The organism is Pantoea graminicola (genome assembly GCF_048452665.1).
Lineage (GTDB): Bacteria > Pseudomonadota > Gammaproteobacteria > Enterobacterales > Enterobacteriaceae > Pantoea.
Window position 1 is genome coordinate 133504 of record NZ_JBLWSJ010000009.1, and the last position, 25531, is coordinate 159034.

22 protein-coding genes are annotated in these 25531 nt (G+C 58.0%); 12 read left to right on the forward strand and 10 right to left on the reverse strand.

Annotated features, from left to right (window positions below):
• The first annotated feature begins 28 nt into the window (after positions 1-28).
• Entirely contained in the window at positions 29-871 is an 843-nt protein-coding gene (locus ACNY69_RS18740) for a MurR/RpiR family transcriptional regulator (RefSeq protein WP_293773263.1), read from the forward strand.
• 73 nt (positions 872-944) lie between these two features.
• Here ACNY69_RS18740 and iolB read toward each other — a convergent pair whose 3' ends face one another.
• On the reverse strand, positions 945-1763 hold the full coding sequence (gene iolB, locus ACNY69_RS18745) for a 5-deoxy-glucuronate isomerase (RefSeq protein ID WP_111139268.1): 819 nt from the start codon (positions 1761-1763) through the stop codon (positions 945-947).
• Between the two features lie 117 nt (positions 1764-1880).
• Complete coding sequence (locus tag ACNY69_RS18750) at positions 1881-3386, reverse strand: CoA-acylating methylmalonate-semialdehyde dehydrogenase (protein WP_418799490.1); 1506 nt, start codon at positions 3384-3386, stop codon at positions 1881-1883.
• A 422-nt stretch (positions 3387-3808) separates the two neighbouring features.
• Between ACNY69_RS18750 and ACNY69_RS18755 the strand changes: the two genes are divergently transcribed.
• The gene (locus ACNY69_RS18755; protein WP_418799492.1) at positions 3809-4624 is read left to right on the forward strand and encodes a TIM barrel protein; all 816 of its coding nucleotides are present in this window, start codon (positions 3809-3811) and stop codon (positions 4622-4624) included.
• Positions 4625-4689: 65 nt separating this feature from the next.
• Here the strand turns inward: ACNY69_RS18755 and ACNY69_RS18760 are convergent, their stop codons facing one another.
• Entirely contained in the window at positions 4690-5901 is a 1212-nt protein-coding gene (locus ACNY69_RS18760; protein WP_418799495.1) for an MFS transporter, read from the reverse strand.
• A 276-nt stretch (positions 5902-6177) separates the two neighbouring features.
• Here ACNY69_RS18760 and ACNY69_RS18765 point away from each other — a divergent pair, with 276 nt between their 5' ends.
• Entirely contained in the window at positions 6178-7233 is a 1056-nt protein-coding gene (locus ACNY69_RS18765; RefSeq protein ID WP_111139272.1) for an AI-2E family transporter, read from the forward strand.
• Here the strand turns inward: ACNY69_RS18765 and ACNY69_RS18770 are convergent.
• Complete coding sequence (locus tag ACNY69_RS18770) at positions 7222-7905, reverse strand: FadR/GntR family transcriptional regulator (protein WP_418799498.1); 684 nt, start codon at positions 7903-7905, stop codon at positions 7222-7224. The two genes, ACNY69_RS18765 and ACNY69_RS18770, sit on opposite strands and share 12 nt — an antisense overlap.
• Before the next feature lie 146 nt (positions 7906-8051).
• Here ACNY69_RS18770 and uxuA point away from each other — a divergent pair, with 146 nt between their 5' ends.
• The 5 genes from uxuA (at position 8052) to ACNY69_RS18795 (ending at position 15242) form a co-directional block, all read left to right on the forward strand.
• Positions 8052-9236, forward strand: coding sequence for a mannonate dehydratase (gene uxuA, locus ACNY69_RS18775; RefSeq protein WP_111139274.1), 1185 nt, complete (start codon positions 8052-8054; stop codon positions 9234-9236).
• Positions 9237-9507: 271 nt separating this feature from the next.
• Entirely contained in the window at positions 9508-11112 is a 1605-nt protein-coding gene (locus tag ACNY69_RS18780) for an EAL domain-containing protein (protein WP_418799501.1), read from the forward strand.
• 449 nt (positions 11113-11561) lie between these two features.
• Complete coding sequence (proP, locus tag ACNY69_RS18785; protein WP_111139276.1) at positions 11562-13067, forward strand: glycine betaine/L-proline transporter ProP; 1506 nt, start codon at positions 11562-11564, stop codon at positions 13065-13067.
• A gap of 127 nt (positions 13068-13194) precedes the next feature.
• Entirely contained in the window at positions 13195-14172 is a 978-nt protein-coding gene (hemB, locus tag ACNY69_RS18790) for a porphobilinogen synthase (RefSeq protein ID WP_418799504.1), read from the forward strand.
• 101 nt (positions 14173-14273) lie between these two features.
• The gene (locus tag ACNY69_RS18795) at positions 14274-15242 is read left to right on the forward strand and encodes a GGDEF domain-containing protein (protein ID WP_418799507.1); all 969 of its coding nucleotides are present in this window, start codon (positions 14274-14276) and stop codon (positions 15240-15242) included.
• 16 nt (positions 15243-15258) lie between these two features.
• Here the strand turns inward: ACNY69_RS18795 and ACNY69_RS18800 are convergent, their stop codons facing one another.
• Positions 15259-16281: an alpha/beta fold hydrolase gene (locus tag ACNY69_RS18800; RefSeq protein ID WP_418799510.1), complete on the reverse strand. Its 1023-nt coding sequence runs from the start codon at positions 16279-16281 to the stop codon at positions 15259-15261.
• Positions 16282-16589: 308 nt separating this feature from the next.
• Between ACNY69_RS18800 and ACNY69_RS18805 the strand changes: the two genes are divergently transcribed.
• On the forward strand, positions 16590-17087 hold the full coding sequence (locus ACNY69_RS18805) for a helix-turn-helix domain-containing protein (protein WP_418799513.1): 498 nt from the start codon (positions 16590-16592) through the stop codon (positions 17085-17087).
• On the opposite strand, the gene ACNY69_RS18810 is transcribed toward ACNY69_RS18805, so the two are convergent.
• Complete coding sequence (locus ACNY69_RS18810; RefSeq protein WP_111139281.1) at positions 17088-17747, reverse strand: epoxyqueuosine reductase QueH; 660 nt, start codon at positions 17745-17747, stop codon at positions 17088-17090.
• 271 nt (positions 17748-18018) lie between these two features.
• On the opposite strand from ACNY69_RS18810, the gene ACNY69_RS18815 reads away from it, so the two are divergent.
• Positions 18019-19407 carry a sugar porter family MFS transporter gene (locus ACNY69_RS18815; protein ID WP_418799516.1) on the forward strand — a complete coding sequence of 463 codons (1389 nt, stop codon included), beginning with the start codon at positions 18019-18021 and terminating at the stop codon, positions 19405-19407.
• A gap of 15 nt (positions 19408-19422) precedes the next feature.
• Here the strand turns inward: ACNY69_RS18815 and ACNY69_RS18820 are convergent, their stop codons facing one another.
• From ACNY69_RS18820 to ACNY69_RS18830, 3 genes are all read right to left on the reverse strand, one after another.
• A complete protein-coding gene (locus ACNY69_RS18820; RefSeq protein ID WP_111139283.1) occupies positions 19423-20100 on the reverse strand; it encodes an SDR family oxidoreductase in 678 nt (225 codons plus the stop codon).
• A 173-nt stretch (positions 20101-20273) separates the two neighbouring features.
• The gene (locus tag ACNY69_RS18825; protein ID WP_111139284.1) at positions 20274-21101 is read right to left on the reverse strand and encodes a hypothetical protein; all 828 of its coding nucleotides are present in this window, start codon (positions 21099-21101) and stop codon (positions 20274-20276) included.
• Position 21102: 1 nt separating this feature from the next.
• Complete coding sequence (locus tag ACNY69_RS18830) at positions 21103-21300, reverse strand: hypothetical protein (protein WP_111139285.1); 198 nt, start codon at positions 21298-21300, stop codon at positions 21103-21105.
• 284 nt (positions 21301-21584) lie between these two features.
• On the opposite strand from ACNY69_RS18830, the gene ACNY69_RS18835 reads away from it, so the two are divergent.
• On the forward strand, positions 21585-22571 hold the full coding sequence (locus tag ACNY69_RS18835; protein ID WP_111139286.1) for an aldo/keto reductase: 987 nt from the start codon (positions 21585-21587) through the stop codon (positions 22569-22571).
• Positions 22572-22577: 6 nt separating this feature from the next.
• Here ACNY69_RS18835 and ACNY69_RS18840 read toward each other — a convergent pair whose 3' ends face one another.
• Positions 22578-23762: a BaiN/RdsA family NAD(P)/FAD-dependent oxidoreductase gene (locus tag ACNY69_RS18840; protein ID WP_418799522.1), complete on the reverse strand. Its 1185-nt coding sequence runs from the start codon at positions 23760-23762 to the stop codon at positions 22578-22580.
• A 243-nt stretch (positions 23763-24005) separates the two neighbouring features.
• On the opposite strand from ACNY69_RS18840, the gene pitA reads away from it, so the two are divergent.
• Positions 24006-25508 (forward strand): inorganic phosphate transporter PitA, encoded by a 1503-nt coding sequence (gene pitA, locus ACNY69_RS18845; protein WP_293773232.1) that lies wholly within the window; start codon positions 24006-24008, stop codon positions 25506-25508.
• Positions 25509-25531: the final 23 nt, after the last annotated feature.

A 25531-nucleotide genomic window follows, 5' to 3' on the forward strand; every position in this document is an offset into this window, starting at 1 on the left:
CATTATTTCCAGGACACGGGCAGACGTGATGAACAATAATCCCACCCAACTTTCTCTGTTGCAGGACGATATTCGTCGCCGCTACGAAACGCTGAGTAAGCGGCTTAAACAGGTTGCGCGCTATATCCTTGATAACAGTAACAGTATCGCCTTTGATACCGTTGCCTCAATTGCCCAGCAGGCCGATGTGCCGCCTTCAACGCTGATCCGTTTTGCCAATGCGTTTGGCTTCAGCGGCTTCAACGAAATGAAACAGGTTTTTCGTCAGCACCTGATGGAGGAGACGGTCAACTATACCGAGCGCGCGCGTCTGTTCCGTCAGACCGCCACGGACGACAGCGCCAGTGCGCCTGAGAGCCCGGCGGAGATCCTGAATGTCTTTACCATGGTGAACAGTCAGGCCCTGCAGCAGCTGGCGATGCAGGTTAATCCTGAGCAGCTCAACAAAGCGGTGAAGCTGCTGAACGAGGCGGAAAATATCTATGTCATCGGCCTGCGCCGCTCTTTCAGCGTGGCCTCCTATCTGGTCTATGCGCTGCGCCATCTGGAGCGTCGTGCGTTCCTGATCGATGGTCTGGGGGGGATGTTTACCGAGCAGCTCAGCCTGGTGAACCCGAAGGATGTGGTGATTGCGATCAGCTACTCACCCTATGCGCGCGAAGCGGTTGAAGTGGTGGAGATGGGGGCCAAGCGCGGCGCACATCAAATCGCCATTACCGACAGCCAGGTCAGCCCGCTGGCCGCCTTCAGCGATGTCTGCTTTGTCGTGCGTGAGGCCCAGGTTGATGGCTTCCGTTCTCAGGTCGCCTCTCTCTGTCTGGCGCAGACGCTGGCGGTTTCCCTGGCGCTCAACAACGCGGAAACCTCCTGAATCTGACCGGCTCGCCTTGCAGAAAGGGCAGCCCACGGGCTGCCCTTTTTCACTGCCTGAAACCGTTCCGGCGTTACTCGGTGCGCGGATAGCGGTCGCTGTTGACCCAGGCGTGATCTTTCTCCCAGCTGAATTTCCACAGCCGCACCGGCCCTGCCATGACATTCAGATAGTAGTTGTTGTAACCCGCCAGCGTTGCCACCGGATGATAGCCGCGTGGCACCATCACCACATCGCGATTGTAGGGGGCCATACAGAGATCCAGCGAACGGTCGTCGGTGTAAACGCGCTGCATGGCAAAACCCGGCTCCGGATCGAAACGGTGATAGTAGGTCTCTTCCAGATAGGTTTCGTTTTCACTCTCCTCCTGGTCGTGCTTGTGGCTGGGATAAGAGCTGGTGTCGCCCTCGTTGGTATAGACCTCAACCACCAGCAGACTGTCTGCCGGTTCACTGTCAGGCAGAATATTGTGGACCAGGCGCTGATTGCGCCCTTTTCCGCGATGTTCGACGCCGACATCCGCAGGTGAAATCAGTCGCGCCGGCAGATTCCCCTGACCGGGTGCGTTACAGACGGCCAGTTCGAGATCGCTGTCCGCGTAAACGACCACCTCATCATCATGCGGTACATAGACGGAATAGGGCGGCACGCGCTCAAAGGGCGACATGCGCTGACCAATGCCGGGGAACTCAGCATGGCGGGTTTTTACCGAGGCCAGCCCGGCAACCAGCACCAGGCACAGCTCTTTATCACCGCTGCTCAGGTGCAGGGTTTCCCCTTTTTTAAGCAGATAGGCATCAAAGCCAACATAACGCCAGCCTGCCCGCTCAGGCGTAACATGCTGAATACGGCCCTGCGCGTCAGGGGCCTGGGCTTTCGACAGTAAAGACATCCTGATCCTCCTCTCTGTCACGATTGACGCTGCAGTACCTCGCTGCGCGGTGCCAGCGAATAACGCGACCGGCAGAGTAGCCTGCCGGTCGCGCATCCTGATCAGCGTTGAAATAGATTAGCCGAGTGTCGGCATACTGAATTCAGACACGGTCTGCTGCCCGGATGGCCAGCGCACGGTGGCCGTCTTCATTCGGGTGTAGAAGCGAACGCCATCCGGCCCGTGAACATTGAGTGCGCCAAAGACGGATCGTTTCCAGCCGCCGAAACTGTGAAACGCCATCGGCACCGGAACCGGCACGTTAACGCCCACCATGCCCGCTTCCACGTTCTGCACAAATTCACGCGCGGTATGCCCGTTGCTGGTGAAAATCGCACTGCCGTTGCCAAACTCATGGCTGTTAACCAGCTGCAGCGCCTGGGTATAGTCGGGCGCGCGCATGATGCTCAGCACCGGTCCGAAGATCTCTTCACGCCAGATCACCATGTCCGGCGTGACGTTATCGAACAGCGTGCCGCCGACGTAGTAACCTCCGGCGTGGCCTTCCACCTGGACGCGACGGCCATCGACCACCAGCTTCGCCCCTTCCTGCTCGCCTTTGTCGATGTAACCCAGCACTTTCTTCTGGTGCGCCGCCGAGACCACCGGTCCCATCTCATTCTCATCCGCGCCCTGATTCATGCCAGGGCCGATGCGCAGCGCCTTCACCAGCGGTGTCAGACGGGCAATCAGTTTGTCGGCCGTATCATTGCCTACCGCGACCACGACCGGCAGCGCCATGCAGCGTTCACCGGCGGAACCAAATGCCCCGCCCATAATGGCGTTCACAGTGGCATCCAGATCGGCATCCGGCATCACAATCGCGTGGTTTTTCGCCGCGCCAAACGCCTGGACGCGTTTGCCATGGGCGCTGGCCGTTTTATAAATATGTTCTGCCACGCCCGAAGAGCCGACAAAGCTGACTGCGGCAATGCGGGGATCTTTATAGAGCTGTTCGGCATCTTCATTTGAGCTGTGGACCACGTTGAAGACCCCATCAGGCAGGCCCGCTTCGGTCAGCAGTTCCGCCATGCGCACCGAGGCCGAAGGGTCCAGCGCAGGGGGCTTCAGTACAAAGGTGTTACCGCAGGCCAGCGCGATCGGGAACATCCAGAGCGGCACCATTGCCGGGAAGTTAAACGGCGTAATGCCTGCCACGACCCCGACCGGTTGCATCAGCGAGAAGCTGTCCACCCCGCCGCCGACATTCGGCGAGTACTCCCCTTTAAGCAGATGCGGGATCCCGCAGGCAAACTCGATGACTTCAATGCCGCGTGTCAGTTCGCCCAGCGCATCTGACCAGACTTTGCCATGTTCAGAGACAATCAGTGCCGCCAGCTCATCGCGATGCTGTTCCATCAGGGCTTTAAAGTTAAACAGCACGCGGGCGCGGCGCAGCGGCGAGGTTTTCGACCAGTCGGCAAACGCATTGTGCGCCACGCCAATCGCATGGGCCACCTCATCAGCGGTGCTTTGCGTCAGTTCACGGATGACGTTGCCCGTGGCGGGATCGTAAACAGGAATGGTTTCGTTGCTGGCGCTGAGGGTAGTTTTACCGCCAATGAAGTTACCTATGATCGTCATGATGTTGCCTCTTTAAATGGTGAAGTTCCCTGCAGACGGCCCCTGCAACCTGCCACGCTGCCTGACCAGGCAAACCTGAAAGCGTGGTATGAAGCTATTACAGTGGAATAAATTTTTCAAATAGTTCTTTTTGGAAAATTTGCTTTTAGCGGCACAGATCGCATTTTCCCGGTTGCTCTTGCCCTGAAGGCGTGCTGCTGGTCGCAGGAGGTTATCTCAGGCCAGCACACGCCTGGCCGTGTCACATCCGGGGCGTACAGGGGAGAGAACAGTGCGAACCTTAGCGGGTTTTGAGGCATCTGACTGAAACGCAGCAGGGAATTAATGCGAGGCTGATCTAACAATTTAAATTTCACAATTCCCTATTAATGAAATAAATGTTTTCTTTAGTCGCCATACCCTCCCCTTCCTGGAGTTATCGCATGGCTATCGATCCCACCCGTTTCTGTATCAATCGTAAAATTGCGCCCCGGCTTCCGCTGGAGGCTTTTTTCCAGCTGGTTCAGCGCCTGGGGCTGAACAAGGTTGAACTGCGCAATGACATGCCGGGCGGCAGCGTCACCGACGATCTCAGCAGCGACCAGCTGCGGGCGCTGGCCGACAGATACCAGATCGATATCGTGACCATCAATGCGCTCTATCCGTTTAACCGTATTGATGACGAGCTGCTCGACCGCGCGGAGTCGCTGCTTCGGACAGCACAGCAGATCGGCGCGAAGGCGCTGGTCATGTGCCCGCTGAATGAGGGCATCGCCCTGTCCTCTCAGCAGACCCAGGCGGCGATGCAGCAACTGGCCCCGCGCTTTGCACATTACGGCATTCAGGGGCTGGTTGAGCCGCTGGGTTTCCCCGTCAGTTCGCTTCGTTCAGCCGTACAGACGCAACAGTTAATCGCTGCGGCGGGCGTGCCCTTTAAGCTGCTGCTGGACACCTTCCATCATCATCTTTATGAGGAGGCTGAGCAGGAGTTTCCGGCGGGCATTGATGCGGAACAGATCGGGCTGGTGCACCTGTCAGGCGTGGAAGATCGCCGTCCGACCGCCGAACTCACCGATGAGGAGCGCATCATGCTGAGTGACAGTGATGTGCTGAAGAGTGTGGTGCAGGTCAGACGCCTTGAGATGCTGGGCTATAAAGGGCTTTACGCCTTTGAGCCTTTCTCCAGCCAGCTTAACAACTGGACTCCGGCAGAGATTGAGCGCCAGATCCGCCATAGCATTGAACTGCTGCAGGCCTGAGTGCGGCATTGCACAGGTTGCGGGCGGGCACCGGACACGACGCGGCGCCGTCGTCGTGCCCGATCCTAGTCTGAAGCGGCGTCTGCCGCCTGACGCCGCTGCAGGCGCAGCGTGCAGAAAAACGCCACACAGACCAGTAAAGCCGTCAGCAGATAGACGCGGGAAACCCCGGCGTAGGTCATGATGAATCCGGCCAGCGGGCCGGTAATGCCCAGCGAAAGATCCATAAAGGCGGTGTAGGTTGCCAGCGCGCTGCCCTGATTCTGCTGTGGCATCACTTTTACCGCCACCACGCCCAGCGCCGGAAACACCAGCGAGAATCCGGCCCCGGTCAGAAAGGCGCCCGCTTTGGCCATCCAGGGCTCGCCCGCCGCGGCAACCAGAAACAGCCCGGCCGCTTCAACCGCCAGGCAGAGGCTGGCGACCCGCAGGCCACCGTGACGATTAATGGCATTCGGAAACAGCAGGCGCGCCCCGACGAAAGCGCCGCTGAACAGCGAGAGGGCAAAGGCGGCCCCTTCCCAGCCCTTCTCCTGATAGAATAGCGTGATGAAGGTGGCAATGACGCCAAAGCCAGCCGATCCCATCGCCAGAATGGCACCAAAACCCGCAACTTTTCCCAGCACCGCCCTAAACGGCAGCGGCCTGGCCCGGCTCGCTTTTACCGCCGGGCGCGGCACCGCGCAGGCGATACCCACAATGCAGATAGCCACAATCACCAGCGACAGCCACAGCAGTCCGCCCGCCCGGAATATCATCACGCCCAGCGGCGCGCCTATCGCCATCGCGCCGTAGGTGACGATGCCGTTCCAGGAGATGACCCGGCCGATGTGCAGCGAACCGACCCGCGCCACACCCCACAGTGAGGTGCCCGTGCCGGTAAAACTCTGACCCACGCCAAGGATCAGCCTGCCCAGACAGAGCAGCATCAGGCTTAGCAGCGGTGAAGCGATCAGCGCCGCCAGCAGAATACAGAAACCGCTGATCAGGCAGCCTGCCAGGCCTATCACCACCACTTTTTTTGGGCCCCAGAGATCGGCATAGCGTCCGGCATGCGGGCGGCTCAATAGGGTCGCCACATACTGCAGGCTGATCACCAGCCCGGCCCAGAACGCGCTGAACCCCAGCTGCTCATGGACCCATCCCGGCAGCACCGCCAGCGGCAGACCGATGGTGAGATAGCTGGCGAAGTTGTAGGCCACGATAGAGAGGATCAGCAGAGAGATGCTTACATTGCCGGTTGGCGTATTCGGTTCCGCTGCAGGCTGTTCAGGCATGAGTCCTCACGCGTGTATTTGGCTGAATGATAAGGTTTATCCTTTCACTATACCTGCTTTCGTCACCGGCGCATCCGAATGGCCGGCGATCCGGCCGCCGCGCCTGCCCAGCCAGGCCGCCGTACACCGGCCGGAAAGCGGTGACGATAGCGGAATGGGGTGGCGCTGATTATCCCGCCTTTCCACCGCTGCGATTTACCGTTTCTCTGATAAATCAGATTGTTAATTTTCTTTCAGCTAAACTGGTAACAGCCAATTTACGTCACGGGAGAGGGCATGAGCGAGCTGCAACGGGAAAAGATCGGACAAAACATTCTGATTAAACTGGCGATGCTGGTCATCATCCTCGCCGGTATCCGGGCTGCGTCCGATATTCTGGTCCCGCTTCTGCTGGCGGCGTTCTTTGCCATCGTCCTCAATCCGCTGGTCACGATGCTGATGCGCCGTGGCTTCCGTCGCGGACTGGCGATCGGGCTGGTAATCACAGTGATCTTCTGTGTGATCGTCCTGCTGGGGGCGGTCATTGCCAGCTCGATGAGCGAATTTTCCGAGCTCTATCCGCAGCTGCGCGCCACTATGGAGCAGAAAATGACGGTGCTGCAGCATCTGGCGGCAGGCTTTCATCTCAATATCTCCACCAATGCGCTGGTTCAGCATTTCGACCCGAATACCATGATGAACCTGGCCAGAGCGGCGCTGAGCGGCTTTTCCGGCGCGATGACCAATACCGTGCTGCTGGTGCTGACCGTGGTCTTTATGCTGTTTGAGGTCCATCACCTGCCTTACAAGATGCGCAACGCGCTGGTGAACCCGAAAATCCGCATCGCCGGGCTGCATAAGGCGCTGAAAGGGGTTACCCACTATCTGGCGCTGAAAACTCTGGTAAGTCTGATTACCGGGCTTTCGGTCTGGCTGACGCTCTATCTGCTGGATGTGAAGTTTGCGCTGCTGTGGGCGGTCGTGGCCTTTATCCTCAACTTCATTCCCAACATTGGCCCGATTATCGCCGGCATTCCCCCTTTCCTGCAGGCGCTGCTGCTGAACAGCCTGTTTGATGCGGCGATGGTGGCGGCGCTGTTTACCGCGATCCACATGGTGTTCGGTAACATGCTGGAACCACGTCTGATGGGACGCGGCCTTGGCCTGTCGACGCTGGTGGTGTTCCTGTCGCTGGTGTTCTGGGGCTGGCTGCTGGGCCCGGTCGGCATGCTGCTCTCGGTGCCGCTCACCAGCATTACTAAAATCCTGATGGAAACCACGCCGGGCGGCAGCCGTCTGGCGATCATGCTGGGCACCGGCAGACCGAAGCGGGCGCGGGGATTAACCAAGTAGCCGCTGCTGAACGTGCTGCAGATGGCGCGCCATCGCCTGGCGGGCGGCCACCTCATCACCCGCCACAATCGCCTGCGCAATCTGCTGATGGTCAGCATTCATCTCCTGCGCAACGCTGTTATCAGCGAAATAGCGTTCCAGCCGCTGCACATGCGGGCTGTGGCGTCGGTTCCATAATTGCTCCAGCATGTCGCGCAGGAGATCGTTACCGCTCATCTCGCTGATCAGCAGATGAAAGCGTTTATCCTGTGCCAGAAAAGCCGCATCGTTTTCATTGTGCTGCTGCAGTTCTGCGGTCAGTGCCAGCAGTTCTGCCCGCTGCGCGTCAGTACCGTGCCGTGCCGCCAGGCCTGCCAGCATCCCCTCAAAGGCTTCGCGCGCCTGCAGAAGATCCTGCAGACTGCAGGCTTCACTCTCCTGCGGCATCGCGCTCTGCGGCAGCGGCTGTGCAACAAAGACGCCGGTGCCGGTGCGGATATCGACCCAGCCAGTCATCTCCAGCGCAATCAACGCCTCACGCACTGACGAGCGGCTGACGCCCAGCTGCTTCGCCAGCTCACGTTCCGGCGGCAGCAGTCCTCCCGCGACGAAGTCCCCACGCGCGATACCGTCCATAATGGCGTTGGCAATCTGGCGATAGAGACGCTCAGTTTTGATTACAGCCAGGGTCATTACCTTCTCCTTTTACTCCGCTTAACAGCGGTCGCGGCCGATGCAGTTTGTCACGCTGCGATCCGGATCACGGCCCTGTTTTTCCCGCTATCATACTCTTGGTCCAGCGGCCTGACCACTGGGCCACATCACAGTAAGGAGTGAAGATGGAACATACATGGCGATGGTACGGCCCGAACGACCCGGTTTCACTGGATGATGCGCGTCAGGCGGGCGCGACCGGTATCGTGACGGCGCTGCACCATATCCCCAATGGCGAAGTCTGGCCGGTTGAGGAGATTAAAGCGCGTCAGGCCCTGCTGGCGGAAAAAGGGCTGGTCTGGTCGGTCGTGGAGAGCATCCCGGTTCATGAGGCAATCAAAACGCAGCGAGGTGACTACCTGCGCTATATCGCCAATTATCAGCAGTCGATACGCAATCTGGCCGCCTGCGGCATTGATACCGTCTGCTACAACTTCATGCCGGTGCTGGACTGGACGCGCACCGATCTCGCCTGGACGCTGCCGGATGGCGCAAAAGCCCTGCGCTTTGACGCCGACGCCTTCGCCGCCTTTGAGCTTTACCTGCTAAAGCGGCCCGGCGCAGAGCAGGATTACAGCGCAGCCGAGCAGCAGGCCGCCGCTCAGTGCTTCGCCGCCATGAGTGAAGAGGAGAAAAACACCCTGGTCCGCAACATTATCGCCGGTCTGCCGGGTGCCGAAGAGGGGTACACCCTGGAGCAGTTTCAGGTTCAGCTGGCGCAGTATGACGGCATTGATAAAGCAAAACTGCGTGAGCATATGGCGACCTTCCTGCGCGCCATCGTGCCGGTTGCGGAAGAGACGGGTATCCGGCTGGCGGTTCACCCGGACGATCCACCGCGCCCTATCCTGGGTCTGCCGCGCATTATCTCTACCCAGGAAGATATGCAGTGGCTGAAGGAGACGGTGGACAGCCTGCATAACGGCTTCTGTTTCTGCACCGGCTCCTATGGGGTCCGTGCCGACAACGCGCTGGTTGAGATGGCGGAAACCTATGCTGACCGCATTAACTTCGTCCACCTGCGCGCCACGAAACGCGAGGAAAATCCGGCCAGTTTCCATGAGGCGGCGCATCTGGCGGGCGACGTCGATATGGTCGGCGTGATTAAAGTGATTCTGGCGGAAGAGCAGCGCCGTCGCCGGAGCGGCCAGTTGAGAGCGATTCCGATGCGTCCCGATCATGGTCACCAGATGCTGGATGACCTGCACAAACGCACGAACCCTGGCTACTCCGCCATCGGCCGTCTGAAAGGGCTGGCTGAGCTGCGTGGCGTCGAAGTGGCGCTGACGCAGATCTATTTTGCCGACTGAGCAGCAGAACCCTGGCCCGCGAGCGGGTCAGGGTTCTGCTGCCGGCTGCGGCCGCCAGGCGCGCCGTCTCTCCTCCCGTTATCAGCGGATCTGCGCTGAAAGCCAACGAAGCCAAAACAACCTGTCAATAAATGCAAAGTCTGGTCGATAATTGACCTGAGTCAGTTCTGTCGATCGCAAAAACGCTAATCTGCACCGCCCGGAGAAATGCTATGCTGCACCACGTATTAGCCCCTCCGCTCAATACGAAAAAATCTCAGAGGATTTAGCGGTGCCGCTACTGAAACGAAAACGTGATTACGCCAGGCTGGTGATTATTATTGCCGGCCTGCTTCCTCTGGTTATTGGCCTTTTCTTTACCGCGCTTGATGCGCGCCACACCGTCCACCAGCAGCAGGTGAGCGCGGCAACTACGCTGCTCTCGCAGGCCGAACGAATGAGCGACAGCGCCTGGAATATGATCACCACGCTGCGCCAGTTTCAGCATCAGCCCTGCAGCCAGATTGAAAGCCAGTTACAGCGCATCGGCTCACTGAATCCCTATTTCCGCGCCGTCGGCAAGATCGAGCGGGGTGAGATCGCCTGCTCATCAGCCTACGGTTCAGAGCCTACCCCGCTGAAAGAGATGATCATGCGTGACAGGCCGATCACCGGCAAAGCCTGGTGGAGCCTGTCAATTGCCGGAACCTCCGGCGTGCCGGATCGGCCGGCCGTGATTTTCATGCGCGAGCTGCCCGACGGTGAAGGATTCTGGGCCGTGATCGACGGGCAGTATCTGATCGATTTTATGCGCGCGATCGGCAGCACACACCATTATCGTTTCAGCATGACCTTCAGCGACGGCGCACCGATCGCGTCTGGCGCACACATCACGGCATCCCGCTGGTTTGAGCCGCTGATTTATCAGACCCGCTCCGGCCGCTATCCGCTCTCCGTCACGCTCATCGCCTCTCCCTCTGAGCTGATCGCCGCGTGGCGTCAGGTGATGTTTATCATCATGCCGATGGCGGCCATTTTCTCTATTCTGCTGATGATACTGATGTCGAACTGGCTGCAACGGCGGATTTCATGGCGCGATGAGATACGACGGGCCATCGCCAGCGACCAGTTCAGGGCGCACTATCAGCCGGTTTATGATAATCAGCGGCAACGCTGCAGCGGCGCGGAAGTGCTGCTGCGCTGGATCACGCCCGATGGTCATGGCATCCGGCCCGATATCTTTATCGGTGCGGCCGAAGCGGAGGGGATGATTGTGCCGCTGACCCGCCATCTGCTCGATCTGGTCGCCGTGGATGTGCAGACGTGGCAGGTTGCGCCCCACTTTCATCTGGCGATTAACGTGGCGGCCGATCATCTCCAGCATCCCGACTTTGTGGACGACATGCTGCAGTTTGCCGAGCGGGTAAAGAGTAAACAGTTCCTGATTACCCTGGAGCTGACCGAACGCAGCCTGATCAAAGATGGCGCGGAGGTCGCCCGCAAGCTGGACCGGTTACGGCGCTGCGGAATGAAGGTCGCCATTGATGACTTTGGCACCGGCCACTGTTCGCTGAGCTACCTGCAGACCTTCACGATGGATTATCTCAAGATCGATCGCGGCTTTATCAACGCGATTGAATCCCTTGAGGGCCGCACCCCGGTGCTGGACGCGATTATCCAGCTCAGTCATCAGCTGGAACTGGAGGTGCTGGGTGAAGGCGTTGAGAGTGCGTTGCAGTTTCGCTATCTGCAACAGCGCGGCGTCGTCTTTATTCAGGGCTACTACTATGCCCGTCCAATGGATAACGAGGCGCTGGTCGCCTGGCTGGCCGCCCAGGGTGAAGAGCCGGTTAAGCTGGAACCCCATCTGCAGAAGCCGGAGAGCGCCAGCGCCTGATCCCGCCTTAAGCCGCAGTGAAACGCCAACGCTGCGGCTCCCCTTCATCCGCTTTCAGCGCAGTTCCGGCCCCGAAACCGCTGTTTCTGCTAATCTGAATCGGTGCCGGCAGCCGATTTTCGGCATTGCTCATCATTTGACGCTCATTTTTCCTGTTTACCCGCTGAAAAAACCGGCAGTCGTCACGCAGCGTGATAATTTTCTGGCGTCGCTAAACAGCGTAAATCCCCACCCCTGACGGTCAGTTATGGCTCAAACATGACAGATATCACACAAAAACGGTATACTCTGTCGCTGTTCGGAATAATTACAACAGTAATTATTGTATCGGCGAACGCCTGAATAGCGCTTATTTACGGCTATGCTTAAATTTCTCAACGCAGCGGTCTGACTGCTTCATCCCGGCTCGCGCCGTTGAGAACTTTCGTGTTCCATTACAGGGTAATTCTATGAAATTGCGTAGGAAGCGTGTAAAACCAATTGGGATCAATGATGTCACCATCATTGATGATGCCCGTTTACGTAAAGCCATCACCGCAGCCTCTCTGGGTAACGCGATGGAGTGGTTCGACTTTGGTGTTTATGGCTTTGTTGCCTATGCGCTGGGTAAAGTCTTCTTCCCCGACGCGTCACCGGGTGTGCAGATGATCGCAGCACTGGGCACCTTCTCCGTGCCCTTCCTGATCCGTCCGCTGGGTGGTCTGTTCTTCGGTATGCTGGGCGACAAATATGGTCGCCAGAAAATTCTCTCTATCACCATTATCATCATGTCGGTCAGTACCTTCTGTATCGGCCTGATACCTTCTTATGCCTCTATCGGCATCTGGGCACCGATTCTGCTGCTGCTCGCCAAGATGGCGCAGGGCTTTTCGGTGGGTGGTGAGTACACCGGCGCCTCGATCTTTGTCGCCGAGTATTCGCCTGACCGTAAACGCGGCTTTATGGGAAGCTGGCTCGACTTTGGCTCCATCGCAGGCTTCGTGCTGGGCGCGGGCCTGGTGGTACTGATCTCCTCGATTATCGGCGAAGCCAACTTCCTTGAGTGGGGCTGGCGTCTGCCGTTCTTCGTGGCGCTGCCGCTGGGGATTATCGGTCTTTACCTGCGCCATGCGCTGGAAGAGACCCCGGCCTTCCAGCAGCATGTGGATAAGCTGGAACAGGGCGACCGCGAAGGCCTGCAGGATGGCCCGAAGGTGTCGTTTAAAGAGATTGCGACCAAACACTGGCGCAGCCTGCTCTCCTGTATCGGTCTGGTTATCGCCACCAACGTCACCTACTACATGCTGCTGACGTACATGCCGAGCTACCTGTCTCACAACCTGCACTACAGCGAAGATCACGGCGTGATGATCATCATCGCCATCATGATCGGTATGCTGTTTGTTCAGCCGATGATCGGCATGATGAGTGACCGTTTTGGCCGTCGTCCCTTTGTGATTATCGGCAGCCTCGCCCTGATGATCTTCTCGATTCCCGCCTTCATGATGATCAACAGCGGCGTGCTGGGTATGATTTTTGGCGGTCTGCTGCTGATGGCGGTGATCCTCAACGCCTTTACCGGTGTGATGGCCTCTTCCCTGCCAGCGATGTTCCCGACGCACATCCGCTACAGTGCGCTGGCCAGTGCGTTTAACATTTCGGTGCTGATTGCCGGTCTGACGCCAACCCTGGCGGCCTGGCTGGTTGAAACCACGGACAACCTCTACATGCCCGCCTACTATCTGATGGTGGTGGCCGTGATTGGTCTGATTACCGGTCTGTTCATGAAAGAGACGGCGAACAAGCCGCTGAAAGGCGCAACGCCGGCCGCCTCTGACATGGAAGAAGCGCGCGAAATTCTGCAGGAGCATCACGATAACATTGAGAACAAAATCGAAGATATCGACGCAGAGATCGCCCGTCTGGAAGCGAAACGTAAAAACCTGGTGCAGCAGCACCCGGATATCAACGAGTAATCGTTCTGCTCTCCCGCCGCCCGGCGGGAGAGCACTTTTCCCCGCGCACGACCGCACACAAACCTTCATGCCCCGCAGGCAAAGAGAGTAAACTGTCGTTACTTTTTTCACCTGTGTAAGAATGAAAATGTCTGATTATTCCCTTATCCAGCGCCCAAGAAGATTGCGCGCCAGCGCCCCGATGCGTGAACTGTTCCAGGAGTCTTCACTGAGCCTGAACGATCTGGCTCTGCCTATCTTTGTTGAAGAAGAAGTCGACGATTACAAACCGATTCAGGCGATGCCTGGCGTGATGCGAATCCCGGAAAAGCGTCTCGCGTATGAAATCGAGCGCATCGCTAAAGCGGGCATCCGCTCGGTGATGACCTTTGGTATTTCACACCATACCGATGCCACCGGCAGCGATGCCTGGAATGAAAACGGTCTGGTGGCGCGCATGTCCCGCATCTGCAAGGAGACCGTGCCGGAAATGATCGTGATGTCCGACACCTGTTTCTGCGAATACACCAGCCACGGCCACTGCGGCGTGCTGTGCGATCACGGTGTCGATAATGACGCCACCCTGGCTAACCTGGGCAAACAGGCAGTCGTCGCAGCCGCAGCCGGTGCCGATTTTATCGCCCCGTCAGCCGCGATGGATGGTCAGGTGGAAGCGATCCGTCGGGCACTCGACGCGGCGGGCTTTACCCGGACGGCGATCATGTCCTACTCCACCAAGTTCGCCTCGTCGTTCTACGGGCCGTTCCGCGAAGCCGCTGGCACCGCGCTGAAAGGCGACCGTAAAACCTATCAGATGAACCCGATGAACCGCCGGGAAGCGATCCGTGAATCCCTGATCGACGCGACACAGGGTGCCGATTCGCTGATGGTGAAACCGGCGGGTGCCTATCTGGATATCCTGCGCGATATCCGTGAGCGCACCGAACTGCCGCTGGCGGCTTATCAGGTCAGTGGCGAATACGCGATGATTAAATTTGCGGCCCAGGCCGGTGCCATTGATGAGCGTAATGTGGTGCTGGAAAGCCTCGGTGCGATCAAACGTGCCGGTGCAGACCTCATTTTCAGCTATTTCGCCCTTGATCTCGCAGAACAAAAAGTGCTCTGATCCCCTCCTCATAAAGAGCGTGGTCGCTATGCCGCGCTCTTCTTCTCCGCCGTAAGGCAAACACCAGAACCTGGTTTCAGCTCAAACAAAAGGTCTCTGTGATGAAAGCACCTGGAATTCCTGCCGATGAGGCACAACGTTTATCGCAGTTGCGTGCGCTGAACATCATGAACACCCCAGCGGAAGAGCGTTTCGATCGTCTGACCCGCCTGGCGCGCCGCCTGTTTGACGTTCCTGTCGCGTTAGTCAGTCTGCTGGAAGCTGACCATCAGTGGTTTAAATCCGCCCAGGGCTATGAACCTGCAGGATCGCCACGCAACATCTCCTTCTGCGGTCACGCCATCCTGCAGGATGAGATCATGATCGTTGAAGATACGCACAATGATGTCCGCTTTCATGATAATCCGCTGGTGACCGGCGAGCCACACATCCGCTTTTATGCGGGCTGTCCGCTGCGCGCGCCGGGCGGTGCAAAGATGGGGACGCTCTGCATCATCGGTCGTGAGCCGCGTCAGTTTAACGAAGAGGATCTGGCCACCATGCGTGACCTGGCGGCAATGGCTGAAGCGGAGCTGGTCGCGTTTCAGACCGCCACCTGCGATGAACTGACGCAGATTACCAACCGGCGCGGTTTTATGACGCTGGGACAGATGGTGCTGAATGAGTGCCGGATGAAAAACCGCCTTGCCTGTCTGACCTTTCTCGATCTCGACAGGTTCAAGCAGATCAATGACACCCTGGGCCACTGCGAAGGCGACCGCGCGCTGATGGACTTTGCTGATGCGATGAAAGTGGTATTTAAGCACTCCGATCTGTTTGCCCGTCTGGGCGGTGATGAGTTTGTGGTGCTGCTGAACGGGCGATGCCAGCAGCAGAGTGAAGCTCTGTTAGCGCAGTTTGCCCGCTACCTGCGCCAGCAGTCTGTCAGCCTGAATCGGCGCTATCAGCTGCAATTCTCTTCCGGCGTCGTGGAGTTTGATCCGGCCCATCCGCAAACCCTGGAGCAGTTGCTGCACGACAGCGATCAGCAGATGTACCGGAGCAAAAAGCAGAAGCGGGCCACGGCATAAGGCCGGGCCCGGCGGTTCAGGGGCGCGCCAGATCGTCGAGCAGCGTCTGGTTAAATGTCGCCGGCGCCTCCATCTGTGGCGCGTGTCCCATGCCAGGAAATTCGATTAACCGCGCGCCCGGAATGCGTTGAGCCGCCGCTTTACCCAGGACCGCATATTTTCCCAGTTGCGCTCTGACCGCCGGTGAGGCGATGTCGCTGCCGATTGCGGTGGTATCGGCGGTGCCGATCATCAGCGTCGTGGGCACCTTCAGGTCACCCAGCTCATAGAACACGGGCTGCGTGAAGATCATGTCGTAGAGTAAGGCGGAGTTCCAGGCAACTTTCTGATGCCCTGGCCCCCCGTTGAGGCCCGCCAGCATATCGACCCAGCGATCGTATTCCGGTTTCCAGCGTCCGGCATAGTAAGTCTGCTGCTCATATTTCCGGATGCCCGCAGCGCTGAGCCTGAGCTCGCGCTGATACCACTGATCGACGGAGCGCCACGGTGCGCCCTTCGCCTTCCAGTCCTCCAGCCCGATCGGGTTAACCAGCACCAGCTTCTGCGTCTGATCCGGATACATCAGGGCATAGCGGGTAGCCAGCATTCCGCCCGTGGAGTGACCGATGATCACCGCCTGTTTCACCCCCAGCCGGGCAAGCAGCTGATGGGTATTGTCGGCCAGCTGCTGGAAACTGTACTGGTAGCGATCGGGCTTGGTGGAACTGCAGAATCCAATCTGGTCGGGCGCGATTACACGATACCCCTGCTGACTCAGCACCCGAATCGTCTCTTCCCAGGTCGCGCCGCAGAAGTTTTTGCCGTGCAGCAGCACCACCGTTTTGCCGTTGGCCTGCTGCGCCGGTCTGACATCCATATAGCCCATGCTCAGCGACTGCTGCTGGGAGTGAAACTCAAAATGGTGCAGCGGCCAGGGATAGGTAAAGCCTTCCAGCTGTTCGCCATACACCGGCGTGGCACTGGCAGAGGCCGGTGCAGATAAAGCCAGCAAGGTGAGCAAAGCGGCAAGCGGTTTTTTCAACGCGTATGTCGGGCTCATCCGGGGTTCTCCTGATGAAAGATGAACCCTAAGCCTGGCATGTCACCGTCAGAAATCTATTGATGCGACGTGCGATAGCGATAATGAGAAAACGTGTTTTCTGATAATGTGGCGCGGCGAATTATTTTTATTTCATTACTTCATAATTATCAACACATCAATTACAACTCATCCTTTTTATTAAAAAAGGATGGTCAAATGAGCATCTCTCGAAATAAATATTAAAATACTGAAAAATCTTTTACGCAAGGAATAAGCACATTAAGATAAATAATTCATCATTGCCGGACCTGAAACAGGGAGGCTCTATGACCGACAATAAACATAACGAAAGCGTAATTATTTCTATAACCGAGTGGATTAATCACAATCTCGATCAGCGTTTAAGCGTGGACGATATTGCAGAAAAAGCGGGTTACTCAAAATGGTATTTACAGAAGCTCTTTGCCCGTTATCACAATGAAACGCTGGCGCGCTATATCCGCAAGAAAAAACTCAACGCCAGCGTGAATGATTTAAAGAACAGCCGCGCCCCGATCATCGCGCTGGCGCTGAAATACCATTTCGAAAGTCAGCAATCTTTTACCCGTTCATTCAGGCAGATCATGGGCTGCACGCCCAGCGCCTGCCGGAAGCGTCAGCTGAGCGACGCGGCAAAGCAACAGCCGGGCTATACGGATAACCCCTGTGCGCAGTGCTGTTACGGGCAACACGACAGCGGACCGGACGGCAGCGTTACGCTGCGGCCGGTGATGACCGCCACGCACGGCCATGCGCAGGCCGCGGCGTTTCACGATGCCGGATAATCAGGACTCATCAGGCTGATAATATTGCACACCAATCTGAATACGCTCACGTCCCTGGGCGACGCGATGACGATTGGTGTCGCGCAGGGAATAGACGCAGCCGCAATACTCCTGCTGATAGAAACTTTCGCGCTTGCTGATTTCAATCATGCGCGCCGAACCGCCGCCTTTACGCCAGTTAAACTCCCAGTAAAGCAGGTCCGGATAGGCCGCCGCGGCGCGTACACCGCAGCTGTTAATCTGTTTCATATCTTTCCAGCGCGAAATCCCCAGGCAACTGGTCATGACCGGGAAGCCGTTCTCATGCGCATAGAGTGCCGTACGCTCGAAGCGCATATCAAAGCACATGGTGCAGCGCTCGCCCCGTTCCGGCGACCACTCCAGTCCGCGCGCGCGCTCAAACCAGTTATCCCGGTCGTAGTCAGCATCCACAAAGGGCACGCCAAACTTTTCGGCAAAGCGGATGTTCTCCTCTTTACGCAGTTCATACTCTTTAAGTGGATGAATATTCGGGTTGTAGAAATAGATCGTGTAATCAATGCCGGAGGCCAGCATCGCTTCCATGACTTCGCCCGAACAGGGCGCGCAGCAGGAGTGCAGCAGGACTTTGTTATGACCGCCTGGCAGAGGCAGTGGCTGACGCTGGAAAGGTTCAGACATAAGCACCTTCAATCAATGGCAGAAAAGCGGCAGTGTAATGCCGCAGGCGGAGAGTTGCAAAAGCCGCCCTTTCCTGCCTGGTTTTGCGTAATCGTGCCCCACTTCCCTTTTCCCGCCATTGGGCCATCCCGCTGATCTCTGGCGTTTTCTTTTCGCCATCCCTTCTGCCAGGCAGGGTGATGCGTAAAAGTGTGATCGGCACCACACCAGCATCAGCTATGTTTACATAACGTTAACAATATTGACATAACATCGGCGCAGGGAGACTCGCATGGGAGCAGCTAAACGATCGGGACATCAACAGAACCGCTTTACCTGGTTCGTCTGTTTTATGGCGGCGCTGTCCGGCCTGCTGTTTGGCCTGGATATCGGCGTGATTGCCGGTGCCCTGCCATTTCTGGCGAAGGATCTGCAGATCACTAATCATCAGCAGGAGTGGGTGGTCAGCGCGATGATGTTTGGTGCGGCGCTGGGTGCGCTGGCTGCAGGCTGGATGTCGTCAAAGCTGGGCCGTAAAAAAAGTATGCTGGCGGGCGCGACGCTGTTTGTCATCGGTTCGCTGTGGTCGGCCTTCTCTCCCGATGTCACCTCGCTGGTCTGCGCCCGCGTGATGCTGGGTCTGGCTGTCGGAATCGCCTCTTATACCGCCCCGCTCTACCTGGCGGAGATCGCGCCGGAACGGATTCGCGGCTCCATGATCTCGATGTATCAGCTGATGCTGACCACCGGCATTGTGGTGGCCTATCTCTCTGATACCGCCTTCAGCTACAGCGGCAACTGGCGCGCCATGCTGGGTATTATCGCTATTCCGGCGGTAATCCTGTTTATCGGCGTGCTGTTTCTGCCGAACAGCCCGCGCTGGCTGGCCGCCCACGGTCGCTTTAATGAGGCGCAGCGGGTGCTGGATCGCCTTCGCAACAGCAGTGAGCAGGCGCGCGAAGAGCTGGAAGAGATCCGCGAGAGCCTGCAGGTGAAGCAGCGCGGCTGGTCACTGTTCCGCTCGAACACCAATTTCCGCCGCGCGGTGTGGCTGGGGATGCTGCTACAGGTGATGCAGCAGTTTACCGGCATGAACGTGGTGATGTACTACGCGCCGAAGATCTTTAACATCGCCGGTTTCTCCAGCACCAGCGAGCAGATGTGGGGCACGGTGGTTGTCGGGCTGGTCAACATGCTGGCGACCCTGATTGCCATCTTCTTTGTGGATCGCTGGGGACGTAAACCGATGCTGACCACCAGTTTCCTGGTGATGGCGATCGGAATGGGGGCGCTGGGCACGCTGCTGCACGTCGGCGTGGAGACAGATTTCCGCAAATACTTTGCCGTCGCGATGCTGCTGATGTTTATTGTGGGCTTCGCTATGGCGGCCGGGCCGGTGATCTGGCTGCTCTGCTCAGAGATTCAGCCGCTGAAAGGGCGTGACTTCGGTATCACCGCCTCCACGACCACCAACTGGGTCGGCAATATGATTGTGGGCGCGACCTTCCTGACGCTGCTGGACCAGCTGGGCAACGCCAATACTTTCTGGTTCTACGGTGCGCTCAACCTGGTGTTTATTCTGCTGACGCTGATGCTGGTGCCCGAGACCAAGCATGTGACGCTGGAGCACATCGAACGCAATCTGATGAAGGGCAAAGCACTGCGTGATATCGGGGCGTAACCGCCCCGCGTCAGCCTACCATTGCAGCGTCTGGCCAGCGTAGTCGACATAGTGATGGCCACCGCGCCCCCGCCAGTGGGCGAGCTGCTGAACAATGCCCGCTGCGCTCTCTTCGGCGGTCAGGGGCGCACTCTCACCGCCCATATCCGTTTTTACCCAGCCGGGATGCAGCGTCAGCAGCGTCCCGCGCTGCGCGTCAACCGCGCCTGTCAGCGTGCGGCTCAGCATATTCAGCGCGGCTTTGCTGGCCGCGTAGATCGGCATCTGCGCCGTGGGGTTTTCGTTCAGGCTGCCGAGCTGCGAGGAGGTGATCGCCAGCACGCCCTCCGGCTGCAACAGCGGCAGCAGGATCTCTGCACTGCGCACCGGTGCAATCGTATTGGTCAGGAACAGCTGTGCCAGCGCCTGATCGTCACTCTGTAACAGCGACTGATGCGCAGGGCCGCTGATCCCGGCGTTGATCAGCATCGCCGCAAACGTCCCTTTATGCAGCTGGCCGGCAAGCTGCTGTACCGCCGCCGTGTCGGTCATCTCCAGCGCATGCCATCGGATGCCAGAGTGGTTGCCCTGCGCCGGTATGCCGCTGCGGTGCGTGGCCGTAACCTGCCAGCCCTCATCGGCAAACGCCCGGGCGACGGCCAGACCAATGCCGCGCGATGCACCAATAATCAGAATCTCTTTTTGCTGAGCCATATTCACTCCTGGTTGATTGTCTCATGACAAGCTTAACCGCTAATCCGCTCAGGCCATGGCCAGGTGTGCTGTCTGGCGGAGAGTGCGCCTCTGCCAGGGCAGCGCGCGGGTAGGGAGAGGTCAATGTATCTGATTGTCCTCTGGCCTGCGGTCAGAGGAACCCATGGAACGGTTTAATCCGGCGTGTCCCGGCTTTCTGCATCCGGGCGGTCGCCATCCTCGGTGCCCTGGCTCTTTTCGACCTCCTGGGGATGTCCCATGGAGAGCGCGGTGGCACTGGCAGGATCGAACAGCGACAGGCTCTCAATCTGGTCAACCATGATCACTTTGCGGAACGACATTGCATCCTTAGGCGATGAGTCGAGCGTGATGTTGTGCTCGGCGTACCATTTGCTGTAGTTGTGCTCCACCGCCAGCTTCAGCGTCTTGCTGTCGCGATACCCGCTCAGCATCGGGATCAGCACAATGTTCTTGGTGCTCTCATACTCAAAGGTGGAGGCGTGCACCATGCCGATATAGATACGGCGTGACTTCAGGGTAATCCACGCCAGCTCCCCCTCTTCCATGCACTGAAACAGCAACTGCTCTACGCCGTTGGAGCGCGAAAGGCGCTGATAGAGATCTTTACGACCGGAGACGTTGAGCCGCGCGCTGCCTGCCCAGTTCGAGCGATAGAGGCAGAGCAGAATGGCAAAGGCGAGCATGACCACCACCGGTGCCTGGATGCCGAGAAAGCTCCAGTTCATAAACTCCACCTGCCACTTCAGATGGACGCCAGGGATCATCTGTACGGCATTGGCGATGCCGGAGACGCAGAGCAGCAGCAGCCAGACCAGCCCGGTCGCGAATACCCCCTGCAGAACGAAGATACAGCCGTAGAGCGCCACCAGGAAGTAGACATCCCAGCCTGACGAGCGGCGGATTTTAAAGCGGCTGTTTAAATCACGGCTGGTATACCAGTAACCACTGACCATCAACACCATAAATATCGCGGTACCCACCTTATACTCCCTTTAATGTGTTCACATGGCGGGCAAAATCTTCATGGACTTCCTCGCTCAGCGTATTGACTGAGATATTGCCGTTCTCATCAATGATGATCCGCTCACCTTCCGCGATCGAGTCGTTGATATCCTGACGGCTCATGATCTGCAGAAACTTCTCGGGACTGGCAAAGACCGACGAAATAAATTTAAACATGGCGATCCACCTGGTAGCCTGAAAACATGAAGTATGTGACCGAATCCACACTCTCGCCTGTTTAATTTCAGGTGAAATTTCTTAAAATCAATTAATTAGCGAAGCGGTGAAGGCCCGGACGCCGCCGTTTTTCCCGGAAAACGTCAACGTTACCAGCAGCCTGCCGATGCGCTGCACCGCGACGAACTGCCGCATCATCCGGTCGCCTCTGCGCCGGAAAGCGCTAAGCTCAATGGTTAGCCCTCTTCTGTCACCCTGTCTGAAACGCATCGAGGAATGTTTGCATGAAACTACGAACACTGGGCCGTACCGGTCAGCGCGTCTCTGAAATTGGTTTTGGCGCATGGGCCATTGGCGGCACCTGGGGAGAAGTGAGCCTGGAGGATGCCAGAGCAGCCCTCAACGCTGCGCTGGATGCGGGCATAACCTTTATTGATACCGCCGATGTCTATGGCGATGGCCGCTCCGAAAAAATCATTGCTGAGGTGCTGAAGGCGCGCGGCGGGGAACGCCCGTTTGTGGCCACCAAGCTGGGCCGTCGCCTCTCGCCCCACGTCGCTCAGGGCTACACGGCAGAAAACCTCAACGCCTTTATCGACCGCTCACGGGAAAATCTGCAGACCGACACCCTGGATCTGGTGCAGCTGCACTGCCCGCCAACGGAGGTTTACTACAACCCGGACGTGTTCGCGGTAATGGATGAGATGGTGGCCGCCGGGAAGATCCGTCATTACGGCGTGTCCGTTGAAAAGGTCGAGGAAGGTCTGAAAGCGCTGGAATTTCCCAACGTCTCGTCGATTCAGCTGATCTACAACATTTTCCGCCAGCGTCCGGCGGAACGGCTGCTACGCGAAGCGAAACAACGTGAAGTGGCAATCATCGCCCGTGTGCCGCTGGCCTCTGGCCTGCTGACCGGTAAGATGCGCGCCGACAGCGTGTTCGCTGCGGACGATCACCGCAGCTTTAACCGTAATGGTGAAGCGTTCGATAAAGGCGAGACCTTCTCAGGCGTGCCGTACGAGGTTGCCCTGGAGGCGGTCGAGGAGATTCGGCGGCTGGTGCCGGGTGATATCACGATGGCGATGTTTGCGCTGCGCTGGATCCTGATGAATGAGGATGTCAGCGTGGTGATCCCTGGCGCGAAGAACCGTGAGCAGGCGGAAGCCAACGCCCGCGCCAGTGACGTTGAGGCGCTCTCTGCGGAGACAATGACCGCGCTGAAGCAGATCTATCAGGAGAAAATTGCACCGCATGTGCATCAGCGCTGGTAAACCGGCTTACAACGCCTGGGCGCAGGCCCAGGCGGAACTCCAGGCCCACTGGAAGTTATAACCGCCCAGCCAGCCGGTGACATCGGCGACTTCACCGATAAAGTAGAGTCCCGGCACCGTGCGCGCCTCCATCGTTTTTGAGGAGAGCTGGGTGGTATCGACGCCGCCGAGCGTCACTTCCGCCGTGCGGTAACCCTCGGTGCCATTGGGCTGGATGCGCCAGGCGTGCAGCGCCTGCGCCAGCTCGCTCTGCTGTCTGCTGTTAAGCTGCTTCAGGGTGACATCCGGCACCCTCTTCATCCCCTGTAATACTTCCACCAGCCGCTTCGGCAGGATCTTCGCCAGGCTGTTTTTCAGGCTCAGGTTCGGGTGCGCGTTGCGCTGGGCCGTCAGAAACGCCTCCAGCGGCGTAGCGGGCGACAGATCGATCGTAACGAACTCACCCGGCAGCCAGTAGCTGGAGATCTGCAACACCGCCGGGCCGGAGAGGCCGCGGTGGGTGAACAGCATCGCCTCTTTAAAGCGGGTGCCATCCTGCGCGTCGATGGTGGTATCCAGCGCAACGCCTGACAGCGTCTGTAACTGCTCCAGCAGCGGTTTATGCAGGGTAAAGGGCACCAGCGCCGCCCGCGTCGGATAGACGCTCAGGCCGAACTGCTCCGCGATTTTATAGCCAAACGGCGAGGCACCCAGGCCTGGCATCGACAGACCGCCGCTGGCGATCACCAGCTTCTGCGCCTGAACCGCGCTGCCGTTGAGTTGCAGCGTATAACCGCTGTCGTCACGCGCCACGCTGAGCACCTCGCTGCGCAGCCGCAGCGTCACGTTCCCTTTGTCGCATTCGGCCAGCAGCAGATCGACAATCTGCTGCGCGGAGTCGTCGCAGAAGAGCTGACCCAGGGTCTTCTCATGCCAGGCGATGCCGTGGCGATTCACCAGATCGATAAAATCCCACTGGGTGTAACGCGCCAGCGCGGATTTACAGAAGTGGGGATTGTGCGACAGATAGGCCGCCGGTTCGGTGTAGAGATTGGTGAAATTGCAGCGGCCACCGCCAGACATCAGAATCTTGCGTCCGGGCTTTTTGCCATTATCCAGCAGTAACACGCGGCGCCCCCGCTGCCCGGCCTGAGCGGCACAGAACAGCCCTGCGGCACCGGCACCAATGATGATAACGTCAAACTGTTCCACTGCGGTTCACTCACTTTACTGGAAAGGCGCAGATTGTAGTGATCTGCTCACGGAGACGCCAGCGTCAAAAAATTGCCGTAAATGTGTCATATTGTATCTGACTGATATCTGACCCTTTTTCACCCAGCTGACTGTTACTCTTACGACGAAAGGTCAAATCAGAACTATATTTTGCTTTCCCATACCGCACGTTGTCGCGGATAATGCGCCGCGTTCATGTCCTCCAAAAATGGCGTAACGTTTATGCTACATTTGTTTGCTGGTCTAGACCTCAGTACTAGCCTGTTATTGGTTCTTGCCCTGCTGTTTGTATTGTTTTACGAAGCAATCAACGGTTTTCACGACACGGCCAACGCAGTTGCGACGGTCATCTATACCCGTGCCATGCGGGCCCAGCTTGCTGTGGTCATGGCCGGTGTATTCAACTTCCTTGGCGTACTGCTCGGTGGATTGAGCGTCGCATACGCTATCGTTCACATGCTTCCCACCGATCTGCTGCTGAATGTTGGATCGGCGCACGGTCTCGCCATGGTGTTCTCTATGCTGCTGGCGGCGATTATCTGGAACCTCGGTACCTGGTATCTCGGGCTGCCTGCCTCCAGCTCCCATACGCTGATCGGCGCTATCATCGGTATCGGCCTGACCAATGCTCTGATGAGCGGAACCTCGGTCGTTGATGCGCTCAACATCCCGAAAGTGCTGAATATCTTCCTCTCGCTGATCCTGTCGCCGATTGTCGGTCTGGTGCTGGCGGGTGGCCTGATCTTTATTCTGCGCCGCTACTGGAGCAACACCAAAAAGCGGGCGCGCATTCATATGACGCCTGCTGACCGCGAGAAGATCGACGGCAAGAAAAAGCCACCGTTCTGGACCCGTATCGCCCTGATTGTTTCGGCAATTGGCGTGAGCTACTCGCACGGCGCGAACGATGGTCAGAAAGGAATTGGCCTGATCATGCTGGTATTGATCGGGGTAGCACCGGCCGGTTTTGTGGTCAACATGAACGCCTCCGGTTATGACATCACGCGTACCCGCGATGCGGTCAATCATCTGGAGCAGTACTATCAGCAGCATAACGCATCGCTGACGCACATCATCCAGATGGCACCGCCTGCGCTGCCAACACCGGAAGAAGTGCCTGCGAGCAGCCCGAAAGAGTTCCACTGTGACAGCGCGCGGGCACTGCAGGCGGTACAGGGTGCACAGGTGCTGCTGAACAATCTGCAGAGCTACGACCAGCTGACCGTAGACCAGCGCGGTCATATGCGTCGCCTGCTGCTCTGTATCTCTGATACCGCAGACAAAGCGGCCCGTCTGCCGGAAACCTCAGCGGATGACAAACGCTTCCTCAACAAACTGAAAAGCGACCTGCTTGGCACCATCGAGTATGCGCCGATCTGGATTATTGTGGCCGTCGCGCTGGCGCTGGGCACCGGTACGATGATTGGCTGGCGCCGTGTTGCCACCACCATCGGTGAGAAGATTGGTAAAAAAGGGATGACCTATGCGCAGGGTATGTCAGCGCAGGTGACCGCCGCGCTGTCGATTGGCATTGCCAGCTACACCGGGATGCCTGTCTCCACCACGCACATCCTCTCCTCTTCGGTGGCCGGTACGATGCTGGTCGACGGCGGCGGATTGCAGAGCCGGACCATCAAGAATATCGCTATGGCGTGGGTCTTCACCCTGCCGGTCTGTATTCTGCTCTCCGGTTCGCTCTACTGGATTGCCCTGAAACTGGTGTAATCTCCGCGAAAAAGGGCGACTCA

Coding starts and splice junctions, on each gene's coding strand:
- ACNY69_RS18740 (WP_293773263.1), top strand. CDS start 29: ATGAACAATAATCCCACCCAACTTTCTCTGTTGCAGGACGATATTCGT.
- iolB (WP_111139268.1), bottom strand. CDS start 1,763: ATGTCTTTACTGTCGAAAGCCCAGGCCCCTGACGCGCAGGGCCGTATT.
- ACNY69_RS18750 (WP_418799490.1), bottom strand. CDS start 3,386: ATGACGATCATAGGTAACTTCATTGGCGGTAAAACTACCCTCAGCGCC.
- ACNY69_RS18755 (WP_418799492.1), top strand. CDS start 3,809: ATGGCTATCGATCCCACCCGTTTCTGTATCAATCGTAAAATTGCGCCC.
- ACNY69_RS18760 (WP_418799495.1), bottom strand. CDS start 5,901: ATGCCTGAACAGCCTGCAGCGGAACCGAATACGCCAACCGGCAATGTA.
- ACNY69_RS18765 (WP_111139272.1), top strand. CDS start 6,178: ATGAGCGAGCTGCAACGGGAAAAGATCGGACAAAACATTCTGATTAAA.
- ACNY69_RS18770 (WP_418799498.1), bottom strand. CDS start 7,905: ATGACCCTGGCTGTAATCAAAACTGAGCGTCTCTATCGCCAGATTGCC.
- uxuA (WP_111139274.1), top strand. CDS start 8,052: ATGGAACATACATGGCGATGGTACGGCCCGAACGACCCGGTTTCACTG.
- proP (WP_111139276.1), top strand. CDS start 11,562: ATGAAATTGCGTAGGAAGCGTGTAAAACCAATTGGGATCAATGATGTC.
- hemB (WP_418799504.1), top strand. CDS start 13,195: ATGTCTGATTATTCCCTTATCCAGCGCCCAAGAAGATTGCGCGCCAGC.
- ACNY69_RS18795 (WP_418799507.1), top strand. CDS start 14,274: ATGAAAGCACCTGGAATTCCTGCCGATGAGGCACAACGTTTATCGCAG.
- ACNY69_RS18800 (WP_418799510.1), bottom strand. CDS start 16,281: ATGAGCCCGACATACGCGTTGAAAAAACCGCTTGCCGCTTTGCTCACC.
- ACNY69_RS18805 (WP_418799513.1), top strand. CDS start 16,590: ATGACCGACAATAAACATAACGAAAGCGTAATTATTTCTATAACCGAG.
- ACNY69_RS18810 (WP_111139281.1), bottom strand. CDS start 17,747: ATGTCTGAACCTTTCCAGCGTCAGCCACTGCCTCTGCCAGGCGGTCAT.
- ACNY69_RS18815 (WP_418799516.1), top strand. CDS start 18,019: ATGGGAGCAGCTAAACGATCGGGACATCAACAGAACCGCTTTACCTGG.
- ACNY69_RS18820 (WP_111139283.1), bottom strand. CDS start 20,100: ATGGCTCAGCAAAAAGAGATTCTGATTATTGGTGCATCGCGCGGCATT.
- ACNY69_RS18830 (WP_111139285.1), bottom strand. CDS start 21,300: ATGTTTAAATTTATTTCGTCGGTCTTTGCCAGTCCCGAGAAGTTTCTG.
- ACNY69_RS18835 (WP_111139286.1), top strand. CDS start 21,585: ATGAAACTACGAACACTGGGCCGTACCGGTCAGCGCGTCTCTGAAATT.
- pitA (WP_293773232.1), top strand. CDS start 24,006: ATGCTACATTTGTTTGCTGGTCTAGACCTCAGTACTAGCCTGTTATTG.